Genomic DNA, 25,378 nt, shown 5'->3' with positions numbered 1-25,378 from the left:
GGCGGCGCCGCCGGGCGAGCCGATCTCGTCGAAGAACTCGACGTTGGCCTTGTAGTAGTCCTGCCACTCGTCCGGCAGATCGTCCTCGTAGTAGATCGCCTCGACCGGGCACACCGGCTCGCACGCTCCGCAATCCACGCACTCGTCGGGGTGGATGTAGAGCGACCGTTCGCCCTCGTAGATGCAGTCAACGGGGCACTCGTCGATGCAGGCGCGATCCTTGACATCGACGCACGGGAGGGCGATCACATACGTCACCCCCTCAGTCTACGACCCGCGGACCTCGGGTTCCTCCGAGGACGGCGTGGCGGGGCGGACCGGCTGCCGGGAGAACGACGGCCACGCGATGACCAGCAGCACGATGCCGGCGGCGAGATACGTCCAGATGCGCCCGGCGAGGGTGTCCTGCACGACGACGGAGCCGCCGGGGCCGACGCCCGAGATGAGCACGATCATGCCCAGCATCCCCAGACCGGCGGCAACGGCCGCTCCCCGGTCGTGGGTGAGCGCACGGACGGCGATGAGGATCGCGGCGCAGGCGATGGCGGCGACGATGAGGCCGATCGGGATCGGCCCCCACATGACGCTGTGTGCGATGGTCCCGGCCACGCCGTAGACCCCACCCACCAGGGCAGCAGCCACCCAGGACAGCACCCTCGACAACCACTTCCCGCGCACCCCCCGATCCTACCCGGGCGCTGTCCGGCGGAACGACGTGTCAGGCGGCGAGACCGAACAGCCGCAGCAGCGCGGCGACGAGGGCGGCGGCGGCCACCACCACGAGGAACGACTGCCGCAGCCAGAGGAGTCCCGCTGCGACGAGCAGGGCGGGGACACGCGCGTCGACGGTGATGGCCTGCCCATCCCCGAGGGACTGCACCGCGACGAGGGCGGCGAGCAGCGCGACGGTGAGGAGGTCCGAGATGCGGGCGGGCCGGGGCGCCTCGAGCACCTTCGGCGGCACGAGGTAGCCCACGGCCTTCAGCGCGAGGCAGATCAGGGCGGCGAGGAGGATGGCGCTCCAGAGACTCATGCGCCGGCCTCCCCGTCGCCGACCTCTGCGGCTCGCGGTGTCTCCAGCCAGTTGAACCACCCGACGACGATCGCGACGAGGGCGGCGACGAGCACGGGGAGTCCCGGCAGGAGGAACGGGGTGAGGGCGGCCGCGATCACGGCCGCCGCGATGCCGACGGCGACCGCCTGCCGCCGGCGCAGTCGCGGCCACAGCAGGGCGAGGAACGCCGCGGCCGCCGCGGCATCCAGCCCCCAGGCTTTCGGGTCGCCGAGCACATCGCCGACCAGCGCGCCGATGAGGGTGGTGAGGTTCCAGCCGAGGAAGATGCCGACCCCCGTGACCCAGAAGCCCACCCGGCGCAGGCGTGGATCGTCCTGCGCGATCGCCACCGCGGTGGACTCGTCGATGGTGAAGTGCGCGGCGACGGCCCGTCGCGCCGGCCCCCCGCCCACGACCGGCGACATGCGCATGCCGTAGGCGACGTTGCGCACGCCGAGGAGGGCGGCCGACGCGATCGCCGACGGCAGCGCGGCCAGGCCGCCGGCGGCGAAGACGCCCACGAAGGCGAACTGGGATCCGCCGGTGAACATGAGGAGGCTGAGCACGCACGCCTGCCACACGTCGAGACCCGCGGCCACGGCGAGCGCACCGAAGGAGATGCCATAGGCGCTCGTGGCGAGCACGACGCCGAGGGCCTCGCGCCACACCTCACGTTCAGCGGTCATCGACCGCCACCCGTTCGCTTCACTGAACACACGATCATCATTCTGAACATGGGGCTCTGCATAGTCAAGCGAACGATCGTTTGCCATGATGAACGCATGGAGGATCTCCGCACGCGAATCGCCCGCACGCTCCGCCGCGAGCGCGAGGCGGCGAACCTGTCCGTCTCCGAGCTCGCCCGCCGGGCCGGCATCTCCAAGGCCACCGTCTCCCAGCTCGAGAGCGGCGCCGGCAATCCCAGCGTGGAGACGCTGTGGGCGCTGGGCGTCGCGCTCGGCGTCCCGTTCGCGGTGCTCGTCGACCAGCAGGCCAACGCCCCCACCCTCATCCGCGCCGACGCCCTCGCCGGAGTGCCCTCCTCCGCCGCCGCCTACAGCGCCACCCTCCTCTCGGCGAGCCCTCCTGGTGCGCGACGGGACGTGTACCTCATCCAGGCGGAGCCCGGGGATCCCCGCCGGTCCGATCCCCACCACGCGGGCACGATCGAGCATGTGATCCTCATCGCCGGGCAGGCGCGGGTCGGCCCGCCGGAGGATGCCGTGGTGCTGAACCCCGGCGACTATCTGACGTATGCCGGCGACGCGGCCCACGTCTTCGAGGCGATCCTCCCCGGTACGAGCGCCGTGCTCATCTCCGAGCTGCGCTGAGCATCACTCCCCCGGCCCTGTCGGCGACGGGTCGGGGATCTCGTGCGGACGGTAGTTCGGCAGGCGCGACGCGGGCAGGATCGCGAGCGCGCTCACCGCGGCGAGGATGAGCAGGCCCAACTTGAGCGTGCGCAGCCGCGACTCCTCGTTGACGGCGACCGCGGCGTCGACCTGCTCCGGCGTCGCGTCCGTGGTCTCCAGCACCGCGCGCAGATCGTCGTTGCTGACGAAGTTCACCTCGTTCAGGTCGACCTGCGACACCAGCGACGGCGGCAGTTCCGGATGCTCCACGACCGCACGGCCCACGTTGAGCGCGAGCAGCGAGACCAGCAGCGCCCCGGCGAGCGCCGTGCCGACGGCGGAGGCGAGGTTCTGGGTGGTGCCCCGCAGCGACCCGACGTCGCCGGCGAGCTCCGGCGGTGCCGCCGTCACGAGCACGTTGAACACCAGCGTGACGAGGGCTCCCTGGCCGATGCCGAACACGATGAGTCCGGCGATGGTCGGCACCGTCTCCCAGTTGTTGGTCACGACGACCGAGAGCCAGACCAGCGCCGCCGTGGTGAGGATGAATCCGAAGACGCCGATCGTCCGCGGCGGGTAGCGCGTGTAGAACCGGACGACGAGCGTCGCCGTCACGAACACCGTGAGGTTGAACGGCATCATCGCGAGGGCGGTGTCGAACGGCGTCCGCCCCTGGACGATCTGGATGTACAGCGGCACCGTGAAGTTCACGCAGGCTTCCAGCGCCACGACGATGAACATGGCGTACACCGCGGCGCGCTCCCTGGACGACCCCAGCACGCTCAGGTCGATGAGCGGCACCTTCCCCTCGGCCATCCGCCGCCGGGTCCACAGGAAGAAACCCTGGCCCAGGATGATCCCCAGCACGATGAAGATCGGTGCCGGCGAGAGCCCGAGGACGGAGAACGGTGCGGAGGGCGCCGCCGCGAGCGCTCCCCAGCTGTTGAGGTTGTTGAACCCGAGGGTGAGCAGCACGATCGCCGCGCCGATGAGGAGGGCCGCGACGAGATCGATGCGGATCGCCGCATCGCCGCGGTCGCCGCGCAGCGTGAAGCTCAGGGCGAAGACCGCGACGGCGATCGCCAGCACGATCACGAAGAGCGGACGCCACCCGACGAGCGTCCCGAGCGTCCCTCCGATGAGGAAGGCGCTGACACCGGAGATCGCGCGCGCCGAGCCGATCGCTCCGATCGCCGTGGCCTGCTGCGGGCCCCGGTAGTTCTCGGCGATCAGGGCCACGATCGAGGGGACGATGATGGCGGCGGCCGCTCCCGCCACGGCCTGCCCGGCGATGGCCCACCAGACGGTGGGGGCGAGGAGCATCATCACCGCCGATCCGGCGAAGAGGGCGACGACCACGCGGAAGATCAGCACCCAGCCGACGCGCTGCCCGAGCTTGGCCCCGGTCATCACGAGCGCCGCGACGGCGAGGCCGTACATCACGATCGTCGTGCTCGCGACGGTGGGCGGGACGCCGAAGTCGCTCACCATGCCGCCGAGCGAGATCGGCAGCGCCGCGACGTTGAACGACATGAGCACCTGTGCGAGGAACAGGCTGACCATCGGCAGCCAGGACGTCTTCACGGGGGCGGGGGCGGTGCGGGTCATGGGCGCTCTCCTTCCGACGGCGAGGCACCCGCCTCACCGGCATGCTCGCGGGCGGGCGCGGAGGCGAAGAGGTTCAGCCCCAGCGACCGCGACAGGTGACCGATCGCCATCTGCGACCGGATCGAGTTGCCCGCCTCGTCCAGCCGCGGCGAGAACCCGGCGACGGCGCCCTTGCCCGGGGAGACGGCGACGAGGCCGCCCGAGACCCCCGACTTCGCCGGCAGGCCGATCTCGAACAGCCAGTCCCCCGACCGCTCGTACAATCCGCTCGCCGCGACGACGGCGAGCGTGTCACGGCAGACGTCCGCGGACACCACCCGCTCCCCTGTCACGGGGTTGACCCCGCCGTCGGCGAGTGTGGCGCCCATGACGGCGAGGTCGTGCGCGGTCACGGAGAGCGCGCACTGACGGGTGTAGACGTCGACGATCTCGTCCGGGTCGCCGGTCAGTCGTCCGTAGCTGCGCAGCAACCAGCCCAGCGCGCGATTGCGCTCGTTCGACCCCGCCTCGGAGGCGTACACCTCGCCGTCCAGGCTCAGCGGTCGTCCGGCGAAGGCGGACAACCCCTCACGGACACGCTCCCATTGCTCCACCGCCGTGGCGCCGGGCATCAGCGCCGTGGTCGCGATCGCCCCGGCGTTGACCATCGGGTTGCGCGGGTGTCCGTCGTTGAGCTCCAGCGCCACCACCGAGTTGAAGGCGAGGCCGGTGTTGTTCACGCCCACGATCTCGCGGACCCGCTCGTGTCCGTGCTCCTGGATCGCCAGCGCATAGACGAACATCTTGGAGATCGACTGGATGGAGAACGCGTGCAGGGCGTCTCCGGCGTCGTGGATGCCGCCGCCCACCTCGATCACCGCGAGCCCGAACAGCTCCGGATCGACCGCGGCGAGGACGGGGATGTAGTCCGCCACCTCCCCGGACACCTCGTCCGCGTACCGGGCGTGGGCCTCGCGGACGAGCTCGTCCACCCGCTCCCACCCGGGAAGCGTGCCCGTGGAGACCTCCTGCGGGACGTCGAGCCAGACGGTGGGGTCGAGCACCATTCCTCCTCGGAAATCACGACGCCCCCAGCCGTCTCCCTGTCACGGTAGCGTCCGTGTCGGGTGACGGCTAGGGGCAATCGTTCGCGAGGGGCCCGCTCTGCGGCTCAGTACCAGTTCATGGCCTGGGAGTGTCCCCAGGCGCTGCACGGGGTGCCGTAGGCGTCGGCGATGTACTTCAGGCCCCAGGCGATCTGGGTGGCGGCGTTCGTCTGCCAGTCGGCACCCGCCGTGGCCATCTTGCTGCCGGGCAGCGCCTGCGGGATGCCGGTCGCTCCCCCGTCGTTGTTGTACGCCTGGTAGTTCCAGCCGGACTCCTTGTTCCACAGCGAGTTCAGGCAGGAGAACTGGTCGCCGCCCCAGCCGTAGCGGTCGGCCATCATCTGCTGTGCGGTGGCCCGCGCCCCGTCCGGCGTGTTCGCGGAGGCGAGCGCGGCCGCTGCGGCCGCCGCCTTCTCCTCGGCGGCGCGCGCGGCGTCCTCTGCCGCCTTCTTCTCCTGCGCGGCGGTGTATGCCTGCTGGAGCTCTGCCGTGGCGGTCACGACCTTGTCGGTCTCCGCCTCGGCCTGCGCGGTCGTCACCGTGATGAGGACCAGCGGGAGGGTGGATCGATCGGCGAGGGTCTCCAGGTCGTCCTCGAGAGCGGTGGTGTCCACGGACGCCGCCGCGCCCACGTCGAGGCCCGACTCGGCGACCTCCGCGGTCAGGCTCTTCGCCGCGTCGACCGCATCGGTCGCGTTCGAGACCGTCATGACGGCCTTATCGGCGATGCGGGTGAGGGGCTCGGTGCCGAGGTCGTGGCTCGTGACGGCGGAGGTGGCGTCGGAGCGCTCCGCTCCGGCCGCCGGGGCGGAGGCGAGGCCCACGCTGAGGGTGATGCCGACGAGCGCGGCCGTGGCGGCGCCGAGGGCGATCAGGGGTGTACGGGTGACGGTGGCGCGAGCGGCTGCCGCGTCGGAGGCGCGCCGAAGCGCACGGGTCTTCTGAAGCAAGGCTTTGACTTTCGGGTCGTCGTACGCCCATATCGGGGACTCATCGGGAGTTCGCCCCGGGCGCAAGTCAACGAGTCTGCGTCATCAACCTGAACGAAAACTAGCCCTCACCTGGGATTTTCATGAGAGAGGGCCCCACGCGGCCGGGCGGCGGCGTGGGGCCCTCTCGAAAGGAGTGCGGTGCGATCAGGCGTTCGCGTCCTGACGCTTGAGGCGCGAGGCCTCACGACCGCGGACGGTCTGGTCCAGGATCACCTTGCGGATGCGGACCTTCTCCGGAGTCACCTCGACGCATTCGTCGTCGCGCGCGAACTCCAGGCTCTCCTCCAGCGTGAGGATGCGCGGCGGCGTCATCGACTCGAAGTTGTCGGCCGTGGAGGAGCGCATGTTGGTGAGCTTCTTCTCCTTGGTGATGTTGACGTCCATGTCGTCGGCGCGCGAGTTCTCGCCGATGACCATGCCCTCGTAGACCTCTTCGGTCGGCTGCACGAAGAACGACATGCGCTCCTGGAGCGCGATCATCGCGAAGGGCGTGACGACGCCCGACCGGTCCGCCACGATCGAGCCGTTCTGGCGCGTGGTGATCTGCCCCGCCCACGGCTCGTAGCCGTGCGAGATCGCGTTGGCGATACCGGTGCCACGGGTGGTCGTGAGGAACTCGCTGCGGAAGCCGATGAGACCACGCGAGGGCACGACGAACTCCATGCGCACCCAGCCGGTGCCGTGGTTGGTCATGTTCTCCATGCGGCCCTTGCGGTTCGCGAGGAGCTGCGTGATCGCGCCGAGGTGCTCCTCCGGCGTGTCGATGGTCAGGTGCTCGAACGGCTCGTAGACCTTGCCGTCGATCTTCTTGGTGACCACCTGCGGCTTGCCGACCGTGAGCTCGAAGCCCTCGCGGCGCATGTTCTCGACGAGGATCGCGAGGGCCAGCTCACCGCGGCCCTGCACCTCCCAGGCGTCGGGACGCCCGATGTCGACGACCTTGAGCGACACGTTGCCGATGAGCTCGCGGTCGAGGCGGTCCTTCACCATGCGTGCGGTGAGCTTGTGCCCCTTGACCTTGCCCATGAGCGGCGAGGTGTTGGTGCCGATCGTCATGGAGATCGCGGGGTCGTCGACCGTGATGGCCGGCAGCGGACGGATGTCCTCGGGGTCGGCGATCGTCTCGCCGATCGTGATGTCCTCGAAGCCGGCGATGGCGACGATGTCGCCGGGGCCGGCGGAGTCCGCCGGGTAGCGCTCCAGGGCGCGGGTCTTCAGCAGCTCGGTGATCCGGGCGTTGCTGGTCGAGCCGTCGGAGCGGACCCAGGCGACCGTCTGCCCCTTCTTGAGCGTGCCGTTGAAGACGCGCAGCAGGGCGAGGCGACCGAGGAACGGGCTGGAGTCGAGGTTCGTGACCCAGGCCTGCAGCGGGGCCTCGTCGTCGTAGGACGGGGCCGGGACGTGCTCGAGGATGGCCTCGAAGAGCGGCTCGAGGTCGTCGTTGTCGGGCAGGGAGCCGTCGGCGGGACGGTTCTGCGACGCGGCGCCGGCGCGGCCGGAGGCGTAGACCACGGGCACGTCGAGCAGCGCGTCGACGTCGAGATCGGGCACGTCGTCGACGAGGTCGGAGGCCAGCCCCAGCAGGAGGTCGTGCGCCTCCTCCTCGACCTCGGCGATCCGGGCGTCCGGACGGTCGGTCTTGTTGACCAGGAGGATCACGGGGAGCTTCGCCTCGAGCGCCTTGCGCAGCACGAAGCGGGTCTGCGGCAGCGGGCCCTCGCTGGCGTCCACGAGCAGCACGACGCCGTCGACCATCGACAGGCCGCGCTCGACCTCGCCGCCGAAGTCGGCGTGGCCGGGGGTGTCGATCACGTTGATCGTGATCTCCTTGCCGTCGGCGTGCTTGCCCTTGTAGGTGATCGCCGTGTTCTTGGCGAGGATCGTGATGCCCTTCTCGCGCTCCAGGTCGTTGGAGTCCATCGCGCGCTCCTCCACGTGCGAGTGTTCGCCAAAGGAGCCCGTCTGGCGGAGCATCGCGTCGACGAGCGTGGTCTTGCCGTGGTCGACGTGGGCGACGATTGCGACGTTGCGGAGGTCAGAACGGAGGGCGTGCGCCATACAAGGGTCCTCAAAGAGTGTGGGGTTGCGCCGGGAAGCCGACGTTCCAGGATAACGTACGCGCGGATCGGGTTCCTGAACGCTCGTCGTACCATCGTCCCGTGACCCTCCCCGACCCGACTCCCCCGGTGCCGCAGACGCCGTCGACCGCGCCCGCCCGGCGCGACGAGCGGCGTGAGGGTCGAGCACGCTTGTGGTGGGAGATCGCCATCGTGCTCGCCCTGGGTCTGGGACAGTCCGCGATCTACGCGATCGTGCAGCTCGCCTATCGGCTCACCGACGACACGCCCCTCGCGGATCAGACCGCCACCCTCAACCCCTCCCGCAGCGACCGGGAGGTGTTCGACCTCATCTATCAGGTGCTGTCCATCGGCTTCGCCCTGGTACCGGTGCTCCTCGTGTGCTTCCTGCTGTGGCAGCGCCGTCGCCCGCACCTGGAGCGCCTCGGCCTCGACGGCACCCGCGTGGGCGGCGACGTCGGCCGGGGCGTGCTCCTCGTCCTCGCGATCGGCGTGCCGGGACTGGCGCTCTACCTCGGCGGCCGGGCGCTCGGCCTGTTCGTGGCCGTGAACCCCGCCGGTCTGGACGCGCACTGGTGGACCGTGCCGATCCTCCTGCTCGCCGCCGCACGCGCATCGCTCCAGGAGGAGTTCGTCGTGCTCGGATACCTGTTCGCCCGCCTGCGGGAGCTCGGGTGGTCGCCGTGGACGATCATCATCTCGACGTCGGTGCTCCGTGCGACGTACCACCTCTATCAGGGGCCCGGTGCCTTCATCGGCAACCTCGCGATGGGACTGCTCTTCGGGTGGCTCTACCACCGCACCGGTCGGCTGCTGCCGTTCCTGGTGGCGCACTTCCTCATCGACGCGGCGGCGTTCGTCGGCTACCCCTGGGCCGCGGCCACCTGGCCCGCCCTGTTCGGTCTTCCCGGCTGAGGCGCGCTCAGCCGAGGTTGACGACGACGAGCGCCGCGACGGCCCACAGCACGATGACGGCGAGGGCGATGAGGGCCGGGCCGTCCCAGCTGCGTCGGATCGGCGCATCCGCCGTCGCGGGCGCCGCGCTCCACAGATCGCGGATGCCGGTGAGCACCCGGAGCGCCGACGGCACCTTCGGCTCCGCGTCCTCCTCGCGGGAGCGACGAGGCGGACGCGCCTTGGCCGGCCCGCCCCAGCAGCTCAGGGTGCGGCCGTCGTCCAGCGTGAACTCGAGCTGCCAGCGCATGTCGATGTCCTGCACACGCGCCCAGCCGAAGGTCGTGCGACGCAGCAGGTTCTGCACCACGGCCCCCTCCTGATCCACACGGACGAAGGAGACGAAGGCCGTCTCGTACACGATCCACAGCCCGAGCAGCAGCCAGGGCGCCACGAGCAGCGCCTGCACGATGCTGCCGTTGACGACGGTGTCCCCGAGCAGGAACAGCACCAGCAGGATGCTGAGGACGAAGACGACGGTGCCCGAGGACGCACGGAAGGTCCGTGCGTCCTCGGGGTATCCGGGCGATGCCACCTCAGAGGCCGCCGAGCGGGATCGAGGCACCGGGGATCGCCTGCAGCAGACGATCGGTGTACTCCTCCTGCGGGTTCGCGAAGATCTCGTCGACCGTCCCCTGCTCGACGACCTTGCCCTTCTCCATGACGCAGACCAGGTCGCTGGAGACCCGGACGACCGCGAGGTCGTGCGTGATGAAGAGGTAGGTGAGGTCGAGCTCGGACTGCAGGTCGGCGAGGAGCTTCAGGATCTGGTCCTGCACGAGCACGTCAAGCGCTGACACCGCCTCGTCGAGGACGATGATGTCGGGCTTGAGCGCCAGCGCACGCGCGATCGCAACACGCTGACGCTGTCCGCCGGAGAGCTCGTTCGGATAGCGCGTGGCCAGCGCCTGCGGCAGGGCGACCTGCTCCAGGAGCTCCTCCACGCGAGCGCGATGCGAGGCCCGATCGCCGACCCCGTGGATCTGCAGCGGCTCCGCGATGGTGTTGCCGATGTTCCGCAGCGGATCCAGCGACCCGTAGGGGTCCTGGAACACCGGCTGCATGCGCCGACGGAGTCCGAACGACTGCGCGTTCGAAAGGTGGGACACGTCCTGCCCGTCGATCTCGATCGTCCCGCTCGTCGGCTCCTCCAGCTTGAGGACCATCTTGGCGACCGTGGATTTCCCGGAGCCCGATTCGCCGACGAGGGCCAGCGTCTTTCCGCGCGGGATCTCGAACGACACGTCGTCCACCGCTCGGAACGCCTCGCTGCGGAAGTTGCCCTGCCGGATCTTGTAATCCTTGGTCAGGCCGGCCACGCGGACCGTCGGCGGGATGTCGGCAAGGTCGTCGAGCGTCTCGATGCCCCGGTCCTCCACCACCGTCTGGATCCGCTGCGAGGCGACGCTGGGCGCCGCCGCGACCAGTCGCTTCGTATACGGGTGCTGCGGGTTCTCCAGGATCTGCCGGCTGGGACCCGCCTCGACGATGTTGCCGCCGTTCATGACGATGATCTTCTCGGCGCGTTCGGCCGCGAGTCCCAGGTCGTGCGTGATCAGCAGCACCGAGGTGCCCTTGTCGCGCGTGAGCGACGCCATGTGGTCGAGGATGACCCGTTGCACCGTCACGTCGAGAGCCGAGGTCGGCTCGTCGGCGATGAGGAGCTTCGGGTCGGCCGCGAGACCGATCCCGATCAGTGCCCGCTGGCGCATACCGCCGGAGAACTGGTGCGGATACTGGTGCAGGCGACGCTCGGCATCCGCCAGCCCGGCCTGCTGCAGCACCTCGATCGTCCGCGCCTTCGCCGCGGCGCGCCCCTGGGCGACGCCGTTCGCGCGGACGGCCTCCTTCACCTGGAAGCCGATGCTCCACACGGGGTTCAGGCTCGACATCGGGTCCTGCGGGACGAAGCCGATGTCTCGACCCCGCACCGCCTCCATGTCGCGCCGGCTCAGCCCGGTCAGCGGGCGACCCTCCAGCGTGATCGACCCGCCCGTGATCGTTCCCGTGCCCGGGAGCAGGTCGACGATGGCGGTCGCCGTGGTCGACTTGCCCGAGCCGGACTCGCCGACGATGGCCACGGTCTCACCGGGCATCACATCGAACGTGATCCCGTGCAGGACCTCGCGCATCCCGTCCTGCGTGCGGAACGCGACGGTGAGGTCGCGCACGCTCAGCAGCGGCATCTGTGCAGCGTTGCGGTCGCTCATCGGCGAGCCCTCGCCTTCGGGTCGAGGGCGTCTCGGATGAGCTCGCCCAGGGTGACGAACGCGAGCACCGCAAGGGTGAGCGCGAGCGCCGGATAGATGAGGGACATCGGAGCGACGCGGAGCGAAGCCTGTGCCCTGGCGATGTCATTGCCCCACGACATGACCTCGCTGCCGAGCCCGACCCCGAGGAACGACAACGTCGACTCCGCGACGATCGCCGCCGCCAGGCCGAGCGTCGACACGACCAGCAGTGGTGCGATCGCGTTCGGAACGACATGGCTCAGGAGCACTCGGAACTTCGACTGCCCCAGTGCCCGAGAGGCCATGACGAAGTCCGCCTGCCTCACGCGGAGGATCTCCGCCCTGACGACTCGCGCCGTCGAGGCCCACGCGAACCCGCCGATGGCGAGAGCAAGCGTCCAGACCGAGCGCGCGTCCTTCAGCACCGTCATCACGACCACGGCGGCGAGGATGTAGGGGATCGCGAAGAAGATGTCGCCGACGCGGGACAGGACCGAGTCCAGCCAGCCGCCGTAGAAGCCTGCCAGGGCTCCCATGACCAATCCGAGGATCGAGGAGATCACGGTGGCGATGAGGCCCACCGCGAGCGAGGTCTGCGAGCCCCACACGATCCGGGCGTAGATGTCGCACCCTTGGAACGTGAATCCGAGCGGGTGGCCCTCCGTCGGGCCTCCGTTGCTGTTGGCGAGCTGGCAGTCGCTGTTCGGCGGGGTCGACGTGAACAGCGTCGGCCAGACGGCCATGAGGAGGAAGACCAACGCCAGGACCACCGAGAACCAGAAGAGCGGGCGGCGGCGCACGTCGCGCCACGCATCGCGCCAGAGGTTGCTCGGCTTGTCGGAGATCCTGACGGCGTCGATGTTGATCGACTCCGTCTCGACGGGCGCGACGTAGTGTTTCTGGGTCGTGGGATCAGACATATCGAATCCTCGGGTCGAGCAGACCATAGAGCAGGTCGATGAGCAGGTTCACCAGGACGTACAGGATGACGAAGACCGTGACGAACGAGACGACCGTCGGGCCCTCCCCCCGTCGGATCGCTTCGAAGAGGGTGTTGCCGACACCCGGCACGTTGAAGATGCCCTCCGTGACGGTGGCCCCCACGAGGAGGACGCCGAAGTTGGTGGCAGAGTTGGTGATGACGGGGATGAGGGAGTTCCTCAGCACGTGGACAGGGAGCACGCGATTGCGCGAGAGCCCCTTGCCGTAGGCGGTGCGCACCCAGTCCTGGTTGAGCGTGTCGATGACGGAGCTCCGCATCAGCCGCATGCTCACGGCGTAGAGGCTGAACCCGAGCACGAGGGCAGGGAGCCAGAGTCCGCCCCAGTCGTTGTCCGCTCCGACCGTGGGCTTGAACCACCCGAGTCGGATGGCGAGGAAGTACTGCGCCAGGAAGGCGACCACGAAGATCGGGATGGCGATCGCGACGAGTGCCACCATGAGGGAGACGTTGTCGAAGAACTTGCCCTTCCGCAGAGCGGAGATCGTGCCGATGACGATGGCGAGCACGAACTCGATGCCAATGGCCATGACGGCCAGGCGTCCCGTCACGGGCAAGGTCGCCGCCAGGACCGCAGACACCGGGCGACCGGAGTACGTGGTCCCGAGGTCACCCTGGAGCACCCCCGTGATGTAGTACCAGTACTGGACGAGGAACGGGTCGTTCAGGTGGTACTGCTCACGGAGCTGCTCGATGACAGCCGGGTTCGGGGTCTTGTCGCCGAAGAGGGCGAGGATGGGGTCGCCGGGCATGGCGAACACCAGGAAGTAGATGAGCAGGGTGGCTCCGAAGAAGACCGGGATCACCTGCAGAAGACGTCTCAGAATGTAACCGAGCATCCGCTTGTCCCTTCTCTGAGGGGCAAAGAAAGCGAGCCGAACACAGCCTGTGAGGCGGTGACGAAGATCGCCACCGCCTCACAGGTGAAGTGCCGTCAGACTTACTCGCCGGCCTTCGTGATCTCGTAGTAGAGCGGAACCGAGTTCCAGCCGAACGTCACGTTGTCGACGTTCTCGCTGTAACCACCGGTCACGTTCGAGTACCAGAGCGGGATCGCCGGAAGATCCTTGAACAGGACCTCCTGAGCCTTGGTGAAGTCCTCGAGCTGAGCGTCCGGGTCGGGGTTGCTGATACCGGCCTTGATGAGCTCATCGAACTCCGGGCTCGTGTAGTCGCCATCGTTCGAGCTGGCGCCGGTCGCGTAGAGCGGGCCGAGGAAGTTGTACAGACCCGGGTAGTCCGCCTGCCAGCCGGAGCGCGCCGCCGTGGTGATGGTGCGGTCGTTCACCTTGGTGCGCAGGTCCTGGAAGGTCGGGTACGGGTCGCCGGACGCCTCGATACCGAGCGTGTTCTTGATGCTGTTGCTGACCGCGTCAACCCACGCGTCGTGTCCGCCGTCGGCGTTGTAGGCGATCTTGAAGTCACCCTCCCACGGCGAGATGGCGTCGGCCTCTGCCCAGAGTTCCTTCGCCTTCTCCGGGTCGTAGTCCAGAACCTCGTTGCCGGGGACGTCCTCCGACCAGCCGGCGATCACCGGCGAGGTGAAGTCGGCAGCCGGGGTGCGCGTTCCCGAGAAGATCGTCTCGGTGATCTCTTCCCGGTTGATGGCCATCGAGATCGCCTGACGACGCAGCTTGCCTTCTTCGCCGCTGAAGTGCGGGAGGAACTGGCCGATCGTGAAGGACTGGAAGACGGCGGAAGGCTGGTTCACCGCGCGGTCGCCGAGCTCGTCCGTGAACACCGGAAGCGAGTTGGTCGGGATCGCATCGATCACGTCGACCTCGTTTCCGAGGAGGTCGGCGTACGCGGACTCCTGGGTCGCGTAGAACTTGATCGTCAGACCGCCGTTCTTCGCCTGGCGTCCACCCTCGTAGTCGTCGTTGCGGACCAGGTCGATCTGCACGTCGTGCTGCCAGGCGTCGTCACCGTCGATCATGTACGGGCCGTTGCCGATGGGGTTCTGTCCGAAGGCATCCATGTCCTCGAACGCGACATCGGGCAGGGGGTAGTACGCCGAGTATCCCAGGCGCAGAGCGAAGTCCGAGGCGGGCTTGTTCAGCGCGATGGTGAACGTGTAGTCGTCGACCTGCTCGAGACCGGTGAGCTCGGTGTCCTCCTCGTAGCTGAAGCCCTCGATGTCCTCGAAGAAGTAGCCGGACAGGTGCGCGTTCGATGCCTTCGCGCCCTCGTTCCATGCCTTGATGAAGTTGTCGGCCGTGACCTCCTCACCGTTGGTGAAGGTCTGCCCCTTCTTCAGCTTGATCGTGAGGTGCTGGGGGTCGTCGGTGACGATCTCCTCCGCCATGTCGTTGACCGGCTTGCCCTCGGCGTCGTAGTAGACGAGCCCGGCGAAGATCTCGTCGAGGATCTTGCCGCCGCCGACCTCGTTGGTGTTGGTCGGGATGAGCGGGTTCTCCGGCTCGGAGCCGTTCGTGGTGATGATGGCATCGGCGTCCGCGTTCGCGTCGCTTCCTCCATCACCCGTGTTGCCGCCGCCGCTGGCGCAGCCTGCCAGGGTCAGGGCGCCGATCACGAACAGTGCGCTGCCCGCGAGGGCGATCTTGTTGCGCTTCACTTTTGTCCTCCTGTGGACGTGGGAATTCTGCGCGGCTCATCATCGAGCGCGCAGGGATACCTGAGCGTAACCCGGGGGTCGCGCGTCCAGGACGTTCGGCTAACGAACTGTTACTGAGTGGTGACCATCTGTCACATGACGGAAACATGGCGTAACGCGAACGGCGCCGCGCCGCCGGGAGGCGGGCGCGACGCCGTTCGTCGTGCGGGTCCGTGTCAGGCGAAGGCCTCGATCGGCGGGCAGGCGCAGACGAGGTTGCGGTCGCCGTACGCCTGGTCGATCCGGCGGACCGGCGGCCAGTACTTCGCCGCCACCAGCGAGCGCACCGGGTAGGCGGCCTCCTCGCGGGTGTAGGCGTGCGCCCACTCCCCCGCGATGAGCGAGACGGCGGTGTGCGGGGCGTGCACGAGCGGGTTGTCGTCCGCGGGCCAGCGCCCCGCGGCGACGGCGTCCGCCTCGGCCTTGATCATGATCATGGCCTCGATGAACCGCTCGATCTCGTCGAGGTCCTCCGACTCGGTGGGCTCCACCATGAGGGTGCCGGCGACCGGGAACGACATGGTCGGCGCGTGGAACCCGTAGTCGATCAGGCGCTTGGCGACGTCGTCGACGGAGATGCCGGTGGCCTCCTTGAGCGGACGCAGGTCGAGGATGCACTCATGCGCGACCCGTCCGTTCTCCCCCGTGTAGAGCACCGGGAAGTGCCCGCCGAGGCGCTCGGCGATGTAGTTCGCCGAGAGGACCGCCGCGGCGGTCGCGCGCCGGAGGCCCTCGGCACCCATCATGCGCACGTACGCCCACGAGATCGGGAGGATGCCCGCAGAGCCGTACGGGGCCGCGGAGATCACCGCGCCCTCGAACGTGTGGCCGCCGAAGTGCTCGGCGCGCTGCGCGAGCGGGTGCGACGGCAGGTACGGCGCGAGGTGCGCCTTCGCCGCGACCGGACCGATGCCCGGGCCGCCGCCGCCGTGCGGGATGGCGAAGGTCTTGTGCAGGTTGAGGTGCGAGACGTCGCCGCCGAGATCGCCGAATCGCGCGTAGCCGAGGAGTGCGTTGAGGTTCGCACCGTCGACATACACCTGACCGCCGGCCGCGTGCACCGCCCCGGTGATCTCCACGACCTGCTCCTCGTACACGCCGTGCGTGGACGGGTACGTGATCATCAGCGCCGCCAGGTCGTCGGCGTGCTGGGCGATCTTCGCGCGGAGGTCGTCCAGGTCGACGTTGCCGAGCGCGTCGCTCGCCACCACGACGACCTTCATGCCGGCGAGCACGGCGGAGGCCGCGTTCGTGCCGTGGGCGGAGGACGGGATGAGGCACACGACGCGGTGGTCGTCGCCGTTCGCGCGGTGGTAGCCGCGGATCGCGAGGAGGCCCGCCAGCTCCCCCTGAGAGCCGGCGTTCGGCTGCAGCGACACCGCGTCATACCCGGTGATCTCGGCGAGCCAGCCCTCGAGCTGATCGATGAGCTCCAGGTAGCCGCGGACGTCTGCCTCCGGTGCGAACGGGTGGATGCCCGCGAACTCCGGCCACGTGATGGCGGCCATCTCGGTGGCGGCGTTGAGCTTCATCGTGCACGAGCCGAGCGGGATCATGCCGCGGTCGAGGGCGTAGTCCCGGTCGGACAGGCTCTTCAGATACCGCATCATGGCGGTCTCGCTGCGGTGGCTGTGGAACACCGGGTGCGTGAGGTACTCGTCCTCGCGGCGGAGGGCGTCCGGCAGCGCGTCCACATCGCCGAGGCCGAAGCCGAAGGCGCGCTCCTGCTTCCCGCCGAAGACCTGTGCGACCTGATGCAGCTCGGTCACCGTGGTCGTCTCGTCGACCGCGATGCCGATCGTGTCCGCGTCGGCGACCCGCAGGAGGATGCCGTAGCCGCCCCGCGCCTGGTCGGCGTACTCCGCCGCCCGGCCGGGCACGCGCACGGCGAGCGTGTCGAAGAAGTTCTCGTGGACGACCTCGGCGCCGGCCTCGACGAGCCAGTCGCGCAGCAGTGTCGTCTTGGCGGCGACGTCGCGGGCGATCTCGCGGAGCCCGTCCGGGCCGTGGTAGACCGCGTACATCGACGCCATCACCGCGAGGAGCACCTGGGCGGTGCAGATGTTCGACGTCGCCTTCTCGCGGCGGATGTGCTGCTCCCGGGTCTGCAGCGAGAGACGGTAGGCCGGCTTGCCTTCGGCGTCGACGGAGACGCCGACGAGGCGTCCGGGCAGCTGCCGCTCCAGGCCTGCGCGCACGGCCATGTAGCCGGCGTGCGGGCCGCCGAAGCCCATCGGCACGCCGAAGCGCTGCGTCGTGCCCACGGCCACGTCAGCCCCGAGGGTGCCGGGCGCGGTCAGGAGCGTCAGCGCGAGCAGGTCGGCGGCCGCGACGGCGAGCGCGCCGGCGACGTGCGCGGCGTCGAACACCGCGGACGGATCCCACACGCGGCCCGAAGCCCCCGGATATTGCACGAAGACGCCGAAGAGCTCGGCGGGGAGCTCCTCCCCCGCCGCGAAGTCGACCGTGACGAGCTCGATGCCGAGCGCCTCGGCACGGGACGCGAGCATGGCCTTCGTCTGCGGCAGCGCATCCGCGTCCACCGCGAAGACGTTCGAGGAGGTCTTCGAGGCCCGGCGCGCGAGCAGCATCGCCTCCACGACCGCGGTGGACTCGTCGAGCATCGACGCGTTCGCGGTGGTGAGGCCGGTGAGCTCGGACACCATCGTCTGGAAGTTGATCAGCGCTTCGAGGCGCCCCTGCGAGATCTCGGGCTGGTACGGCGTGTAGGCCGTGTACCAGGACGGGTTCTCGAGGACGTTGCGCTGGATGACCTGCGGCGTGACGGTGCCGTAGTAGCCGAGGCCGATCATCGAGCGGTTCACGGTGTTGCGCCCGGCGAGGGCACGCAGCTCGGCCAGCGCCTCGGTCTCCGACGCGGCGACCGGGATGCGGGAGTCGGCGACCGCGTCCTCCGGTCCCGTGTAGATCGAGGCGGGGACGGCCTGACGCATGAGCTCCTCGACCGGGCTCAACGTCCCGCTGTCGGCGGAGAGACCGAGCGCGTCGAGCATCGTGCGCTGGGCGGCCTCGGTCGGTCCGATGTGACGATCGGCGAATGCAACCACTTCCGGATCAGCCCTCCGTGAGTGCGACGTACGCGTCGCGGTCCAGCAGTCCGTCCAGCGCGTCGGCGGCGACGGACACCTTGAGCAGCCAGCCGCCCTCGAAGGGCTCGGCGTTGATCAGCGAGGGGTCGTCGACGACGGCGTCGTTGATCTCGACGACGGTGCCGGCGACCGGGGCGTAGAGCTCCCCGACCGACTTGGTGGACTCGATCTCGCCGACGACGGAGCCGGCGGTCAGCTCGGTGCCGACGGCGGGGAGCTCGACGAAGACGACGTCCCCCAGCTTCTCGGCGGCGTAGTCGGTGATGCCGATGGTGACGGTGTCGCCGTCACCGGCGATCCATTCGTGCTCGTCGGTGTAGCGGAGTGCGCTGAGATCGGTCATTTGTTCCTCCGGTAGAAAGGCAGGGCGGTCACGGTCGCGGGGATGCGGGTCCCCCGCACATCAAGGAATACTGCGGTTCCCTCCTCGGCGGAAGAAGGGTCGACGAAGGCCATCGCGATGGGGTGGCCCAGCGTCGGGCTCAGAGCGCCGCTGGTGATCTCGCCGATCGGAGAGCCGTCGGCGTCGACGACCGCGTAGCCGGCGCGGCCGGCGCGTCGCCCCTCCGCCGTCAGGCCGACGAGGATGCGGGCGTCGTCGGCCGGCGCCGGTGCGTCCTTGCCGACGAAACGCTCCTTCGCGGCGACCACGACGCGGCCGAGGCCGGCCTGGGCGGGCGCGGTGTCGAGGCTGAGCTCATGCCCGTACAGCGGCATGCCCGCCTCCAGGCGGAGCGTGTCGCGGGCGGCGAGGCCGGCGGGCACCAGGCCCTGCGGGGTCCCGGCGTCGAGCACGGCGTCCCACAGCGCGGTCGCGTGGGCGGCCGGGACGAGGAGCTCGAAGCCGTCCTCCCCGGTGTAGCCGGTGCGGGCGAGGAGCAGCGGTTCGCCGGCGAACGACGCGGTCGCCCACGCGTAGTACTTCTGCTCCGCCCAGGGGACGCTGACGTCGGCGATGCCCGCCGTCGCCGCGAGGATCTCCTCGGCCCGCGGGCCCTGCACGGCGATCAGCGCGTAGTCGTCCGAGACGTCGGCGACCTCCACGGGGCCCGCGTCCGCGTCCGCCACCCGCGCGGTGAGCGCCTGACCCACCGCGTCGCGGTTGCCCGCGTTGGAGATGATGAGGAAGTCGTCGTCGGCCAGGCGGTAGACGATGACGTCGTCGACGATGCCGCCCTCGGGCGTCAGCAGCAGCGAGTACTTCGCCTTGCCGATCGCGAGCGCGGACAGCCGCCCGGCGAGCGCGTAGTCGAGGAAGGCCGCGGCACCGGCGCCGCGGACCGAGAACTCCGCCATGTGCGAGATGTCGAAGATGCCCGCCGCCTGGCGCACCGCGTGGTGCTCGGCGAGGTCGGACGTGTAGCGCACCGGCATCTGCCAGCCGCCGAAATCGGTGAAGGAGGCGCCGAGCGCCTCGTGGCGCTCGCGCAACGGGGTGTAGCGGGGGTCGGACATGGAGTTCTCCCGGGCTGGGTCGGGCGGGACGACGACGTCGTCCCTGGGAACTCCCCCTCTGTCATGGGCCTGAGAGCTTCGCCCCGCGCGCGTGCACAGGGCTTTCACCGTCGGCGGATCCCCCGGTGCTCGGGATCGCTTTTCAGAGCGGCCGGACCTCCGCGGTACGCGTACCTGAGAGATTGGCGGGGAGGCTTGCTCCTTCGGTGCCCGGCTGCATGCGCCGGGGCTCTCCCGCGTCGGTCGTTCGGCCTGTCTTCGATTGTGGGTTCAGTCTAGCGGTCTCCCCCGCCCGCTCAGGAGCCCAGGGCGAGCTCCGCCCGGACCTCGTCACGCAGCCTGCCGAGGTTCTCCGGCTCCGGTGCCGCCGCCAGGAGCGTCCTGGTGTACTCGTGCTGCGGGTTCAGGATCACCTCGTCGGCCGTTCCCCGCTCCACGACGTCGCCCTGGAAGAGGACCATGATGTCGTCGGAGAAGTGCCGCGCGGTCGCGAGGTCGTGCGTGATGTACAGGACGCCGAGGTTCTCCTCGCGCTGCAGCTCGGCGAGCAGGTTGAGGACGCCGAGACGGATCGACACGTCGAGCATCGACACCGGCTCGTCGGCCACGATGAACCGGGCACCGGGAGCGAGGGCCCGCGCGATCGCCACGCGCTGCCGCTGACCACCGGAGAGCTCGTGCGGCCGCCGTTCGGCGAAGCTCTCCCCCGGAGTGAGCCGCACCCGCTCCAGCAGCTCGATCGCCCGCGCCCGCACCTCGCCGCTGTCCAGCTTCGGGTGGTGCAGCCGGATCGGACGCTCCAGGTGATGGACGATCGTGTGGAACGGGTTGAGTGAGGCGAACGGGTCCTGGAAGACCATCTGCACGTCCGACCGGTAGCGCTCGAGGGCCGACCCCCGCGTGCCGGACTCCTCGCCGTCCAGGAGGATGCTGCCCGAGGTCGGCGTCTCCAGCTTCATCAGCATCCGGGCGATGGTCGACTTGCCCGAACCGGACTCGCCGACCAGAGCCGTGGTCCGCCCCGCCTCCAGCGTGAACGACACGTCCTTCACCGCGTGCAGCACGCGCGTGCGGAGCCCTGACCGCAGGTGGAAGTCCTTGACGAGGTTCCTCGCCTCGAGGGTGCCGCCGCGCCTCGTCCCGTCCACGCTCATCGGATGACCTCCTGGTTCACGCCGCCGCTGCGGACGAAGTCGCCCCGCTCGCCCGTGAGGGACGGGAAGCTCGACAGCAGCCGCTGGGTGTACTCGTGCTGCGGGTTGCGGTAGATCTCCTCCGCGGTGCCCTGCTCGACGATCCGGCCCTGCAGCATGACCGCGATGCGGTCGCTGATCTCGATCAGCATGGGCAGGTCGTGGGTGATGAAGATGACGGCGAAGCCGAGCTTCTCGCGCAGGCGCATGATCTCCCGGATGATGCCGCGCTGCACGACCACGTCGAGCGCCGTGGTGGGCTCGTCCATGATCATGACCTGCGGGTCGAGCGCGAGCGCCATCGCGATCATCATGCGCTGGCGCATGCCGCCGGAGAGTTCGTGCGGGAAGCTCGTCAGCCGGCCGGGGTCGACGCCGACGAGCGTGAGCAGCTCCTCGGCGCGCTCCTGCTTGGCCCTCTTCGACATTCCGGGACGGTGGGTGTCGAAGATGTCGAAGATCTGCGCGCGGACCGAGATGACGGGGTTGAGGGAGTTCATCGCCCCCTGGAAGACCATCGAGATCTTGTCCCAGCGGAAGGCGCGGAGCCCGTCCCCGTCGAGTCCGACGACGTCGATGTCATGGCCGTCGCGGTCGTGGAACACGATCTCGCCGTCGGTCATCAGCGCCGGCGCCTTGAGCAGCCGGTTCATCCCGTACGCGAGGGTCGTCTTGCCGCAGCCCGACTCCCCCGCGAGTCCGAGGATCTCGCCCCGGTGCAGCGTCAACGAGACGTCGCGGACGGCTTTGACGGGCGGGTCGACCTCGTACTCGATCGAGACGTTCCTGGCGGTGAGCACGGCGTCGCTCATGCGGTGACCCCCTTCTCCTTCGCGGCCTTGCGCAGACGACGGGCCGCATCGGGCGCGTTGCGCAGCTTCGGGTTGATGACCTCGTCGATGGCGAAGTTGATCAGCGCCAGGCCTGCGCCGAGGATCGCGATCATGATGCCCGGCGGCACGAACCACCACCACGCCCCACGACCGAGCGCCTGACCGGACTGGGCATCGTTGAGAATCGAGCCCCAGGTGATCGAGGAGTTCGGGCCGAGGCCGAGGTAGGACAGGCCCGCCTCGCCGAGGATGGCGAAGATGATCGCGAAGAGGAACTGCGCGGTCAGCAGCGGGAGCAGGTTCGGCATGATCTCGACGAGGATCACCCGGAAGGACTTCTCTCCCGCCACCTTCGAGGCGTACACGTAGTCGCGGGTGCGGAGCGAGCGGGTCTGCAACCTCAGCACGTATGCTGCCCCGGCCCACGAGGTGATGCCGAGGACGAAGGCCACGAGCTGCCAGCTGCGCTGCGGCACGAAGGAGGCGATCACCATGACCAGCGGCAGCCCGGGGATGACGATCATGACGTTCGTCAGGAGAGCCAGGACGTCCTCCCGCCAGCCGCCGAGGTATCCGGCCAGGACGCCGAAGAGGAGGGACAGCACGATGGCGATGCCGCCGGCCGTCACGCCGATGAGCAGCGACCCCTGCGCCCCGACGGCGAGCTGCGCGAGCACGTCGTTGCCGAGCTTGGTCGTGCCCAGCCAGTGCTCGGCCGAGGGCGCGGCGAGGGCGGGGTTGTCGGTGCTGCGCGGGTTCTGCGTGAAGAACGGCGCGATGATCGCGAAGAGCACGATGGCGAGCACGAGCACGGCCCCGACGATGAACTTCGGCGACGTGCTGGGCAGGATCCGGCGGCGTCGGCGCTCCTGACGCTGAGTGGCCAGGGCGACGGTGCCCTCGGGGGCGACGGTGGGAGGCTCCTCCACGAGGAGCGGGTTCTTCGTGTCAGACATTCTGGCGAGCCCTCGGGTCGATGAAGCCATAGACGAGGTCCATGAAGAAGTTGGCGACGAGCACCGTGAGGGTGATCACGAGGAACAGCCCCTGCATCAGCGCATAGTCGTTGTTGGTGACAGCCTGGAACATGAGCTTGCCGACGCCCGGGTAGGTGAACACCTGCTCCATGACGATGGAGCCGGCGACGACGAACCCGAGCGTGATCGAGAAGCCCGCGATCGACGGGATGGCCGCGTTGCGCGCGGCGTAGGTCGTCATGATGCGTCGCGGCCGCAGTCCCTTCGCCTCAGCGGTGAGGACGTAGTCCTCGGCGAGCGTGGAGACCATCATGTTGCGCATGCCGAACATCCAGCCGCCCACCGAGCTGATCACGATCGTGATCGCCGGGAGGATCGAGTGCGCGACGGCATCCGAGAAGAACGCCCAGGTCGGCTCCGGGCCGTCCGGGAAGTCGAAGACGTCGTAGCCGCCGAAGATGGGGAACCAGCCCAGGCCCACGGCGAAGACGGCGACGAGGATGAGCGCCAGCCAGAAGTACGGGATGGACTGCAGCACGGTGGTCGCGGGGATGAGATGGTCGACCCAGGTGCCGCGCTTCCAGCCGGCCCACGCACCGAGCACGACGCCGAGCACGAACGAGATCACCGTCGCGGTTCCGACGAGCACCAGCGTCCATGGGAGAGCACCCGCGATGAGCTCCGTGACCGGAGTGGGGAACTTCGTCACCGACACGCCCAGGTCGCCCTGGAACATGCGCCCCCAGTAGGCGAGGTACTGCTCCCAGAGGGACGAGTCGTCTCCGCCGAGCAGGAGCTTGATGTTGCGGATGGTGGTCTCGGAGACCTCTCCGCCGGCCCGCTGCATCTTGGCGATCATGATGTCGGCGGGATCCCCCGGCATGAGCCGGGGAAGCAGGAAGTTGATGGAGATCGCGGCCCACAGCGTGAACGCGTAGAACCCGATCCTTCGTGCATAGAACTTCATGTCACCTGTCCTGACTTCCTACTTCCCCGACTCATCGACTCAGCCGGCGGGCTTGATCTGCGTCAGCACGTAGCCGGCCGCGATCGCACCCCAGGACGGCGGGAAGGCGTAGAGGTCCTCCTCCGTCGGCCAGCCCGTGTAGTCCTTCGTGTTGTAGAAGGTCTGCGTCGCGTTGATCACGAGCGGGATGTACGGCAGGTCGCGCACGATCTCGGACTGGATCGTGCCGTACAGTTCCTTCTTCTCCGCTTCGTCGTTCGTGCTGATCGCGGACTGGATGGCGGCATCCACCGTCGGGTTGCTGTAGCGGCTGAAGTTCCAGCGACCGGCAGGGATCTCCGTGCCGACGGGGCTGGTGGACTCGACCTCGGTGCCGCCGAACCAGTCACGGTAGATCTGGAACGGGTCGGCGACCGACGTGCCGACGACTCCGCCGACGATGAGCTGGAAGTCGCCACCCTGTCGGGCGTCGGAGAACTCCTGCCACTGCACGGTCGACGCGGTCACCTTGATGCCCGCGGCCTCGGCCTGCTCGGCGATGAGCTTCGCGGCGTCGTTGTAGTCGGTCCAGCCGTCGACCGAGATCAGGCTGAGCTCGACCGGAGCGCCGTCCTTCTCGTAGATCCCGGAGGAGCCCTTGGTGTAGCCGGCGGCCTCGAGGATCTCCCCGGCCTCTGCGGCGTCCGCCTCCTGCGGGCTGACCTCGTTGGCCGGGTCGGCGAGCCACTTCTCGTCGCGCGGCAGCAGCGTGTACGCGGGCGAGATGTCGCCGGTCAGGCCGACGAACGCCTTGTCCTTGATGGTGGCGCGGTCGATGGCGACGTTCAGCGCCTGGCGCACCGCGACGTCGGTCTGCGGGCCCGTGCAGCCGAGCTCGGCGTTCGAGCAGGTGTAGAGGACGGTCGGGTCCTGCGGGGTGTTGATCCACTCGATCTTGCCGTTGCCCGTGACGTCGTCCGGGTTCGGGATGAACATGCCGGTCCAGTCGAGCTTGCCGGCGGCGAGCAGGTCCTGCGCGGTCTGGTTGTTGTCGACCGCGATGTACTGGACCTTCTTGACCGCGAGCTCGTCGGCACCGCGGTAGTTCTCGTTCGCGACCAGGGTGTACGACTCGCTCGTGGTCTTGTCCACGACGTACGGACCGGAGCCGACGGGCTCCTCGTTCGCGAAGTTCGCGAAGTCGGTGACGTCCTTCCAGATGTGCTCCGGGAGGATGTAGCTCGACCCCATCCGCTGGAACTCGGTCGTGTACTGGGCGGTGGCGTATGTGAGGACGACGGTCGTGTCGTCGGTCGCCTCGGCCGAGACGAGTCCGTTGCCCTCGGGGTTGTTGGCCTCGTACGTGAAGGAGAAGACGACGTCGTCGGCGGTGAGCGGCTCGCCGTCGCTCCACTTCAGGTCGGGCTTGATCTTCACCGTGATCTGGGTGCCGTCCTCGTTGTACTCGAACGAGTCGCCGATCAGGCCGACGGGCTCGGCGTCTTGCGTCTTGTTGTAGAAGAACAGCGGCTCGTAGATGGGACCGAGCGCACCGTGGAGCACGGTGGGCGCGAACGGGTTGTAGTTCGCGGTGATCGGGGTCTGGCTTCCCGCCCAGACGCGGAGCGCGCGGTCGCCGTCGGCGTTGCCGCCGTCGTCGCCCCCGCCACTGCCACAGGCCGTCAGGCCCAGGGCGAGGACCGAGGCCCCCGCGACCGCCGTGAGCGCGATCTTGCGCTTTCCGTTACGGATCATTCTTCATTTCCTCTCGGTGCTGCACTGCAGGAGGGATTCTCCGGTTGGAGCCGAACCCCGGGCGGGGTTCACGGGAACCCCGGGAGGTGGCCTGCGGGCCGCCCTCGAAGGGGTTTGTTAGGACAGTAACCTAACAAACCC

At 69.0% G+C, this 25,378-nt stretch carries 23 protein-coding genes and 2 riboswitches; of the genes, 2 read left to right on the top strand and 21 right to left on the bottom strand.

Annotated features, from left to right (window positions below; genetic code table 11):
- The 4 genes from fdxA to DW296_RS02480 all read right to left on the bottom strand — a co-directional run.
- On the bottom strand, positions 1-258 hold a 258-nt coding region (gene fdxA, locus DW296_RS02495; RefSeq protein WP_136050947.1), incomplete at its 3' end, for a ferredoxin.
- A gap of 9 nt (positions 259-267) precedes the next feature.
- The gene (locus DW296_RS02490) at positions 268-678 is read right to left on the bottom strand and encodes a histidinol dehydrogenase (RefSeq protein ID WP_240742961.1); all 411 of its coding nucleotides are present in this window, start codon (positions 676-678) and stop codon (positions 268-270) included.
- A 40-nt stretch (positions 679-718) separates the two neighbouring features.
- Positions 719-1,033 (bottom strand): AzlD domain-containing protein, encoded by a 315-nt coding sequence (locus DW296_RS02485; protein ID WP_136050946.1) that lies wholly within the window; start codon positions 1,031-1,033, stop codon positions 719-721.
- Entirely contained in the window at positions 1,030-1,740 is a 711-nt protein-coding gene (locus DW296_RS02480; protein WP_136050945.1) for an AzlC family ABC transporter permease, read from the bottom strand. Before DW296_RS02480 ends, DW296_RS02485 begins: the two co-directional genes overlap by 4 nt.
- Before the next feature lie 96 nt (positions 1,741-1,836).
- On the opposite strand from DW296_RS02480, the gene DW296_RS02475 reads away from it, so the two are divergent.
- The gene (locus DW296_RS02475) at positions 1,837-2,385 is read left to right on the top strand and encodes a helix-turn-helix domain-containing protein (RefSeq protein WP_136050944.1); all 549 of its coding nucleotides are present in this window, start codon (positions 1,837-1,839) and stop codon (positions 2,383-2,385) included.
- A 3-nt stretch (positions 2,386-2,388) separates the two neighbouring features.
- On the opposite strand, the gene DW296_RS02470 is transcribed toward DW296_RS02475, so the two are convergent.
- The 4 genes from DW296_RS02470 to typA form a co-directional block, all read right to left on the bottom strand.
- Positions 2,389-4,014: an MFS transporter gene (locus DW296_RS02470; RefSeq protein WP_136050943.1), complete on the bottom strand. Its 1,626-nt coding sequence runs from the start codon at positions 4,012-4,014 to the stop codon at positions 2,389-2,391.
- Complete coding sequence (gene glsA / locus DW296_RS02465; protein ID WP_136050942.1) at positions 4,011-5,060, bottom strand: glutaminase A; 1,050 nt, start codon at positions 5,058-5,060, stop codon at positions 4,011-4,013. The genes DW296_RS02470 and glsA overlap by 4 nt, the downstream gene beginning before the upstream one ends.
- Positions 5,061-5,164: 104 nt before the next feature.
- Entirely contained in the window at positions 5,165-6,049 is an 885-nt protein-coding gene (locus DW296_RS02460) for an aggregation-promoting factor C-terminal-like domain-containing protein (RefSeq protein WP_205807790.1), read from the bottom strand.
- Positions 6,050-6,235: 186 nt separating this feature from the next.
- A complete protein-coding gene (typA, locus tag DW296_RS02455; RefSeq protein ID WP_136050941.1) occupies positions 6,236-8,149 on the bottom strand; it encodes a translational GTPase TypA in 1,914 nt (637 codons plus the stop codon).
- 128 nt (positions 8,150-8,277) lie between these two features.
- Between typA and DW296_RS02450 the strand changes: the two genes are divergently transcribed.
- On the top strand, positions 8,278-9,084 hold the full coding sequence (locus DW296_RS02450) for a CPBP family intramembrane glutamic endopeptidase (RefSeq protein ID WP_136050951.1): 807 nt from the start codon (positions 8,278-8,280) through the stop codon (positions 9,082-9,084).
- Positions 9,085-9,091: 7 nt separating this feature from the next.
- Here DW296_RS02450 and DW296_RS02445 read toward each other — a convergent pair whose 3' ends face one another.
- The 13 genes from DW296_RS02445 to DW296_RS02385 form a co-directional block, all read right to left on the bottom strand.
- Complete coding sequence (locus DW296_RS02445; protein WP_136050940.1) at positions 9,092-9,658, bottom strand: PH domain-containing protein; 567 nt, start codon at positions 9,656-9,658, stop codon at positions 9,092-9,094.
- Position 9,659: 1 nt separating this feature from the next.
- Positions 9,660-11,333, bottom strand: coding sequence for a dipeptide ABC transporter ATP-binding protein (locus DW296_RS02440; RefSeq protein WP_136050939.1), 1,674 nt, complete (start codon positions 11,331-11,333; stop codon positions 9,660-9,662).
- Positions 11,330-12,274 carry an ABC transporter permease gene (locus DW296_RS02435; RefSeq protein ID WP_136050938.1) on the bottom strand — a complete coding sequence of 315 codons (945 nt, stop codon included), beginning with the start codon at positions 12,272-12,274 and terminating at the stop codon, positions 11,330-11,332. Before DW296_RS02435 ends, DW296_RS02440 begins: the two co-directional genes overlap by 4 nt.
- Positions 12,267-13,193 (bottom strand): ABC transporter permease, encoded by a 927-nt coding sequence (locus DW296_RS02430; RefSeq protein WP_136050937.1) that lies wholly within the window; start codon positions 13,191-13,193, stop codon positions 12,267-12,269. Before DW296_RS02430 ends, DW296_RS02435 begins: the two co-directional genes overlap by 8 nt.
- Before the next feature lie 101 nt (positions 13,194-13,294).
- Positions 13,295-14,929, bottom strand: coding sequence for a peptide ABC transporter substrate-binding protein (locus tag DW296_RS02425; protein WP_136050936.1), 1,635 nt, complete (start codon positions 14,927-14,929; stop codon positions 13,295-13,297).
- A gap of 215 nt (positions 14,930-15,144) precedes the next feature.
- The gene (gene gcvP, locus DW296_RS02420) at positions 15,145-17,982 is read right to left on the bottom strand and encodes an aminomethyl-transferring glycine dehydrogenase (protein WP_240742962.1); all 2,838 of its coding nucleotides are present in this window, start codon (positions 17,980-17,982) and stop codon (positions 15,145-15,147) included.
- Between the two features lie 61 nt (positions 17,983-18,043).
- Positions 18,044-18,421, bottom strand: a complete 378-nt coding sequence (gene gcvH / locus DW296_RS02415) for a glycine cleavage system protein GcvH (protein ID WP_136050934.1) — start codon at positions 18,419-18,421, stop codon at positions 18,044-18,046.
- Positions 18,418-19,533 (bottom strand): glycine cleavage system aminomethyltransferase GcvT, encoded by a 1,116-nt coding sequence (gene gcvT / locus DW296_RS02410; protein WP_136050933.1) that lies wholly within the window; start codon positions 19,531-19,533, stop codon positions 18,418-18,420. The genes gcvH and gcvT overlap by 4 nt, the downstream gene beginning before the upstream one ends.
- 51 nt (positions 19,534-19,584) lie before the next feature.
- Positions 19,585-19,684, bottom strand: a riboswitch (glycine riboswitch).
- A 1-nt stretch (position 19,685) separates the two neighbouring features.
- Positions 19,686-19,780: riboswitch (glycine riboswitch) on the bottom strand.
- 49 nt (positions 19,781-19,829) lie between these two features.
- The gene (locus tag DW296_RS02405) at positions 19,830-20,687 is read right to left on the bottom strand and encodes an ABC transporter ATP-binding protein (protein WP_136050932.1); all 858 of its coding nucleotides are present in this window, start codon (positions 20,685-20,687) and stop codon (positions 19,830-19,832) included.
- Positions 20,684-21,538, bottom strand: a complete 855-nt coding sequence (locus DW296_RS02400) for an ABC transporter ATP-binding protein (RefSeq protein WP_136050931.1) — start codon at positions 21,536-21,538, stop codon at positions 20,684-20,686. Before DW296_RS02400 ends, DW296_RS02405 begins: the two co-directional genes overlap by 4 nt.
- Positions 21,535-22,515: an ABC transporter permease gene (locus tag DW296_RS02395; protein ID WP_136050930.1), complete on the bottom strand. Its 981-nt coding sequence runs from the start codon at positions 22,513-22,515 to the stop codon at positions 21,535-21,537. The genes DW296_RS02400 and DW296_RS02395 overlap by 4 nt, the downstream gene beginning before the upstream one ends.
- The gene (locus DW296_RS02390; RefSeq protein WP_025102932.1) at positions 22,508-23,503 is read right to left on the bottom strand and encodes an ABC transporter permease; all 996 of its coding nucleotides are present in this window, start codon (positions 23,501-23,503) and stop codon (positions 22,508-22,510) included. The genes DW296_RS02395 and DW296_RS02390 overlap by 8 nt, the downstream gene beginning before the upstream one ends.
- A 39-nt stretch (positions 23,504-23,542) precedes the next feature.
- Positions 23,543-25,237, bottom strand: a complete 1,695-nt coding sequence (locus DW296_RS02385; protein ID WP_136050929.1) for an ABC transporter substrate-binding protein — start codon at positions 25,235-25,237, stop codon at positions 23,543-23,545.
- Positions 25,238-25,378: the final 141 nt, after the last annotated feature.

Source organism: Microbacterium sp. K36 (genome assembly GCF_004794355.1).
GTDB lineage: Bacteria > Actinomycetota > Actinomycetes > Actinomycetales > Microbacteriaceae > Microbacterium > Microbacterium paraoxydans_D.
Note: the sequence above shows the minus strand (reverse complement) of the source record. Positions and strands in the feature narration are given on the sequence as shown.